The sequence below is a fragment of the Pseudonocardia pini genome (assembly GCF_013870575.1).
GTDB classification, from domain to species: domain Bacteria; phylum Actinomycetota; class Actinomycetes; order Mycobacteriales; family Pseudonocardiaceae; genus Pseudonocardia; species Pseudonocardia pini.
In genome coordinates, this window is the sequence record NZ_JACBXB010000362.1 from 1 (window position 1) to 5,399 (window position 5,399).

The window sequence follows — 5,399 nt, forward strand, 5'->3', positions numbered from 1 at the left end:
GGCGGCGGACGCCGCCACACCCCGCGCCGAGCCGGTCGCCCACCACATCCGGTCGAGCAGCCCGGGGGCGTCGGGCACCAGCGTGATCCCGCCGAGGACCGTCCGCAGCCGGTCGACGGCCTCGACGCACTCGGCGTGCCTGCGCTCGTGGTCGCGCCCGAACAGCGCCGACGCCGCGGGGTCGGAGCCCGCGCCCACCCCCAGCTCCAGCCGTTCGCCTGAGAAGGTGTCCAGGACCGCCGCGTCCTCCGCGACCCGCCGCGGGTCCTCCAACGTGACCGCGACGACGCCCACCCCGAGCCGGATCCGCTGCGTGGCCTGCGCGACCGCCGCGAGCAGCACGAACGGCGACGGCAGGTACCCCTGCGCCTCGCTGTTGTGGTGCTGGGCGACCCAGAACGAGTCGTACCCCGCGGCCTCCGCGGCGACGGCGAGGGCGACGGTGTCGCGGTACGCGTCGCGCGGGGAGCCCAGCCCGCCGACGTGGGTGAGGTAGCCGAGCTCCATACACGGACAGTACCGACGGGACAACACTGCGTAGTCGCAAGGGTGGGAGTGACGGCGGACACTCATCACACTGCCCTTGCGCGGGCGCAGCGCGGCGGCCACGATCCGACGTGTGACCCCGGACCTCCGACTCGTGGCGCGACTCTACGTCGACCTGTGTCGGACCGACGTGGCGCTCTGTCCGGGGGGCCCGCGCACCGCAGTGGATCCCGGCCCGGACGTCGACCTGCTCTGGACGGGATCCGCGGTCCGCAACTGGTTCGGTTGAGTGCAGGCGGCCCGCTGCCGCCCCCACCGCACCCTCCCCAGGGCCCTCTCCCGGCGTCGTCGCCACCCCTCTCGAACCGTCCTGCCGTGTCCTCGCACGTCAGGTCCGATGTGGAGCCATGCATGTCCCCGCTGTCCGCCGTCACCCTGAACCTCGAGCCGCTGGGCCCGCGCTTCGGCGCGATCGTCCACGACGTCGACCTCGCCACCGCCTCGGACACCCAGGTCGCCGCGATCCGCGCGCAGCTCACCGAGCGCAAGGTGCTGTTCTTCCGCGGCCAGCACGCCCTCGACCCCAGCGGCCAGGTCCGGCTGGGGAACCGGCTCGGTGAGCTCACGGCGTCGCACCCCGTGGTGCCGGGCATCGACGAGGACCACACCGAGATCTACGCGCTGGACTCCGCGGACGACGGGTACGCCGACGTCTGGCACACCGACGTCACCTTCATGAAGCGGCCGCCGCTCGGCTCGATCCTGCGTGCGGTGACCCTGCCCCCGACCGGCGGCGACACCAACTGGGCGGACCTCGAGCTGGCGTACGAGGCGCTGTCCCCGCCGCTGCGCGCGCTCGCCGACCAGCTCGACGCCCGCCACGACGGCAGCAAGGACTTCGGCTACTACCTCGCCCAGCGCCGCCAGGGCCAGGGCAGCGTGTGGGAGGGCGAGACCGTCACCAGCCTGGACCAGGTGGTGCACCCGGTCGTGCGGGTCCACCCCGAGACGGGCCGCCGGTCGCTGTTCGTGAACCCGGGCTTCACCGTGGCGATCGAGGGGGTCTCGGAGGTCGAGAGCCGCCACCTGCTCGACGTCTTCTTCGCCGCGATCACCAAGCCCGAGCACATCGTGCGCCACCGCTGGGCCGAGGGCGACGTGGCGATGTGGGACAACCGCGCCACCGCGCACTACGCCAACCGCGACTACGGCGACGCCCGGCGGGTGATGCACCGGGTCACCCTGCGCGGGGACGCCCCGGTCGGCGTCGAGGTCCTGCGGGAGCAGGCCGCCGTCTGAGCGGGTCCGCGACACGGAGCCTAGGGTCGGACCATGCGTGCCATCGGGGTGAACGAGTGGGGTGGGCCGGGGGCCCTCGAGGTCGTCGAGCTGCCGGAGCCGCACGCGGGCCCCGGACAGGTCCGGATCCGGGTGCACGCGGCCGCGGTCAACCCCACGGACACGGGCCTGCGCAACGGGTCCCGCGCCGAGCGGCAGCGCAAGGACCCGCCGCCGTACGTGCCCGGGATGGATGCCGCGGGGGTGGTCGACGAGCTCGGTGAGGGCGCGGGTGGCGGGCTCGCCGTGGGCGACGCGGTGATGGCGATCGTCGTCCCCGACGGCACGCACGGGGCCTACTCCGAGTACGTCGTCGTGCCTGCCGGGTCGGTCGTGCGCGCCCCCTCCGGCGCGGACCACGTGCACGCCGCCACGCTGCCGATGAACGGGCTCACCGCCCGGCGTGCGGTGGACCTGCTGGATCCCGCCCCGGGCTCGACGATCGCCGTGACCGGGGCCGCGGGGGCGTTCGGCGGGTACGTCGTGCAGCTCGCCGCCGCGGCGGGCCTGCGGGTGGTCGCCGACGCCTCGGAGGCGGACGAGGCGCTGGTCAAGGAGCTGGGCGCGGACCTCGTGGTACGCCGCGGCGAGGGGGTGGCCGACCGCATCCGGGCCGTGGTTCCCGAGGGCGTCGACGTGCTCGCCGACGGTTCGGTACAGGGCGACGAGCTGCTCGGCGCGGTGCGGGACGGCGGTCGCATCGCCACCGTGCGGGGGTACGAGGGTCCCGCCGAGCGCGGGATCTCGTGGTACCCGGTGTGGGTGCGCGACATCGCCCAGGACCGCGAGCGGCTGGACTCCCTGCGGGTGCTGGCCGAGTCCGGCGCCGTCACGCTGCGGGTCGCGCAGACCTACCCCGCCGAGCGGGCACCCGAGGCCCACGCCCGCCTCGAGGCGGGCGGGACCCGGGGCAGGCTCGTCCTCACCTTCGGGGCCGAGACATCAGGGGCCGAGACATCAGGGGCCGAGTCGTCCGGGGCCGAGACATCAGGGGCCGAGTCGTCCGGGGCCGAGTCGTTCGGGGGGCAGTCGTGAGCAGGCCGCTGGAGGGACTGCAGGTCGTCGAGTGCGCGAGCTTCGTCGCGGGCCCGACGGGCGGGATGACGCTCGCGCAGCTCGGCGCCGCGGTGATCCGGATCGACCCGCTCGGGGGCGGCTCGGACCACCTGCGCTGGCCGGTGGACGCGGCGGGCGAGTCGTTCTACTGGGCCTCGCTGAACAAGGGCAAGCGCTCGGTCGCCGTGGACATGCGCTCCGACGAGGGCCGTGAGCTCGTCACGGCGCTGGTCGCCGAGGCCGGGGTGCTGGTGGACAACGTCGTCGGGCGCCGGTGGATGGCGCACGACGTGCTCGCCGCGCGCCGCGCCGATCTCGTGCACGTCCGCGTCCAGGGCTACCCGGACGGGCGGCCCGCGGTGGACTACACGGTCAACGCCGAGGTCGGGATCCCGCAGATCACCGGCACCGAGGAGGGCGCGGCGCCGGTCAACCACGTGCTGCCCGCCTGGGACCTGGTGACCGGCCTCAGCGTGTCGACGGCGGTGTTGGCGGCCCTCTACGAGCGGTCGCGGACCGGGCGGGGCAGCTTCGTGGAGCTCGCGTTGTCCGACGTCGCGCTGGCCGGGGTGGCGAACCTGGGCTGGCTGTCCGAGGCGGCCGACCGGGGCCGGGAGCGGCCGCGGCACGGCAACCACGTCTACGGCTCCTTCGGGGTGGACTTCGCCTGCTCCGACGGGCAGCGGGTGATGGTCGTGGCGCTCACCCCCGGCCAGTGGTCCGCGCTGACCAGCGTGACCGGCACGAACGCGGTCTTCGCGGCGCTGGAGCAGGCCCTCGAGGCGGACCTCGCCCAGGAGGCCGAGCGGTACCGGCTGCGGGACACGATCGCGGCCGTCCTCAAGCCCTGGTTCCTCGCGCGGGACTCCAAGGCGGTGGCCGACGAGCTCGACGCCGCCCGCGTGCTCTGGGGCCGCTACCAGGGCATGACCGACGTGGTCACCGCGTTCCGGACCGGTGAGCACCCCGTGCTGACCGACCTCACCCTGCAGGACGGCAGCAGCGGGATCACGGCCCGCTCACCCATGCGGTTCGACGGCGAGCACGGCGAGGCGGGCGCCACCCCGGTCCTCGGCCGGGAGACCGACGAGGTGCTGGCCGAGCTCCTCGGCCTGTCGTCCGCCGAGATCGCGGGCCTGCACGACCGCGGCGTGGTCTAGGCCGGCCTGGGACGGCTCAGTCGCAGACTGAGACACCTGCATGTGACGGGCGCCACTAGCGTCCCCGGGACGGTGACACGACCCTCGGGGAGGCTCCATGAAGGCGCTCGTCTACCACGGACCCGGTCGCAAGTCCTGGGAGGACGTCCCGGACGCGCAGGTCCAGGACCCCACCGACGTCGTGGTCAGAGTGGACACGACCACCATCTGCGGCACGGACCTGCACATCCTGCAGGGCGACGTACCCGCGGTGACCGACGGCCGGATCCTGGGGCACGAGGCCGTCGGGACGGTGACCGAGGTCGGGGCCGCGGTGACCGGGTTCAAGGCCGGGGACCGCGTCCTGGTCCCGGCGATCACCCGCTGCGGCCGGTGCGCCTACTGCACGCGCGGCATGCCGTCGCACTGTCAGACCGTCGGCGGGATCGGCTGGATCTTCGGCCACCTCATCGACGGCACCCAGGCCGAGTCCGTCCGCGTCCCGTACGCCGACACGTCGCTCCACCTGATCCCGAACGACGTCACGGACGAGCAGGCGATCTTCCTCGCCGACTCGCTGCCCACCGGCTACGAGGTCGGCGTGCTGGCGGGCGGGGTACGCCCGGGCAACACGGTCGCCGTCGTCGGCGCGGGTGCCGTGGGGCTCTCCGCGATCCTCACGACCGGGCTGTGGGGCGCGTCGCGGGTGATCGCGGTCGACTCGAACAAGTTCCGGCTCACCAAGGCCCAGGAGTTCGGGGCCACGGACGCGGTCGAGGCGGGCCCCGACGTCGTCGAGGCGGTCAAGGCGATGACGGACGGCCTGGGCGTGGACGTCGCGATCGAGGCGGTCGGCTACCCCGAGACGCTGCGCACCACGGCCGCGCTCGTCCGACCCGGCGGGACCATCGCGAACATCGGCGTGCACGGGGCGCCGGTGGAGCTGCCGCTCGAGGAGATGTGGATCCAGAACGTCACCCTGACGATGGGCCTGGTCGACACGGTCTCGATCCCGACCCTGCTCACGATGGTCGCGAGCGGCCGCATCCCCGCCGAGAAGATGGGCACGCACACCTTCTCGCTCGACCAGATCGACGAGGCGTACGAGGTCTTCGGCAACGCCGCGGCCCACGAGGCGCTGAAGGTGGTCATCCGCCGCTGATGTACTGCACGGACGGCGCTCTCGCTCATTCCTGGTGAGCGAGGGTGCCGTCCGTGCATCCTCGGGGGAGGGGTGCGCGGTGAGGCGGACGGGACTGGTGCCGGTCGCCGCCGTCCTCGCGGCGGGCACGGCGTACCTGGTGTGGTGGGCGGTCACCCCCGGGGACTGTGCGGTGCTCACCCCCGACGCCACCGTGTGGCGGCTCGACGGCCTCCATC

5 protein-coding genes are annotated in these 5,399 nt (G+C 73.9%); 4 read left to right on the top strand and 1 reads right to left on the bottom strand.

From position 1 onward, the window contains the following. Window positions 1-507, bottom strand: a 507-nt coding sequence (locus tag H5J29_RS19465; RefSeq protein ID WP_181782481.1) for an LLM class flavin-dependent oxidoreductase, incomplete at its 3' end; no start/stop codon positions are given. Between the two features lie 390 nt (window positions 508-897). Here H5J29_RS19465 and H5J29_RS19470 point away from each other — a divergent pair. From H5J29_RS19470 to H5J29_RS19485, 4 genes are all read left to right on the top strand, one after another. Next, the gene (locus tag H5J29_RS19470) at window positions 898-1,785 is read left to right on the top strand and encodes a TauD/TfdA dioxygenase family protein (RefSeq protein WP_181782482.1); all 888 of its coding nucleotides are present in this window, start codon (window positions 898-900) and stop codon (window positions 1,783-1,785) included. A gap of 33 nt (window positions 1,786-1,818) precedes the next feature. Beyond that, window positions 1,819-2,859, top strand: coding sequence for an NADP-dependent oxidoreductase (locus H5J29_RS19475; protein ID WP_181782483.1), 1,041 nt, complete (start codon window positions 1,819-1,821; stop codon window positions 2,857-2,859). Then, a complete protein-coding gene (locus tag H5J29_RS19480) occupies window positions 2,856-4,040 on the top strand; it encodes a CoA transferase (protein ID WP_181782484.1) in 1,185 nt (394 codons plus the stop codon). The genes H5J29_RS19475 and H5J29_RS19480 overlap by 4 nt, the downstream gene beginning before the upstream one ends. A 97-nt stretch (window positions 4,041-4,137) precedes the next feature. Beyond that, window positions 4,138-5,181, top strand: a complete 1,044-nt coding sequence (locus tag H5J29_RS19485) for an alcohol dehydrogenase catalytic domain-containing protein (protein ID WP_181782485.1) — start codon at window positions 4,138-4,140, stop codon at window positions 5,179-5,181. Window positions 5,182-5,399: the final 218 nt, after the last annotated feature.

Bases quoted from the DNA above. Each gene is read 5' to 3' on its own strand.
- H5J29_RS19475 (WP_181782483.1), top strand. From the start codon at position 1,819: ATGCGTGCCATCGGGGTGAACGAGTGGGGTGGGCCGGGGGCCCTCGAG.
- H5J29_RS19470 (WP_181782482.1), top strand. From the start codon at position 898: ATGTCCCCGCTGTCCGCCGTCACCCTGAACCTCGAGCCGCTGGGCCCG.
- H5J29_RS19485 (WP_181782485.1), top strand. From the start codon at position 4,138: ATGAAGGCGCTCGTCTACCACGGACCCGGTCGCAAGTCCTGGGAGGAC.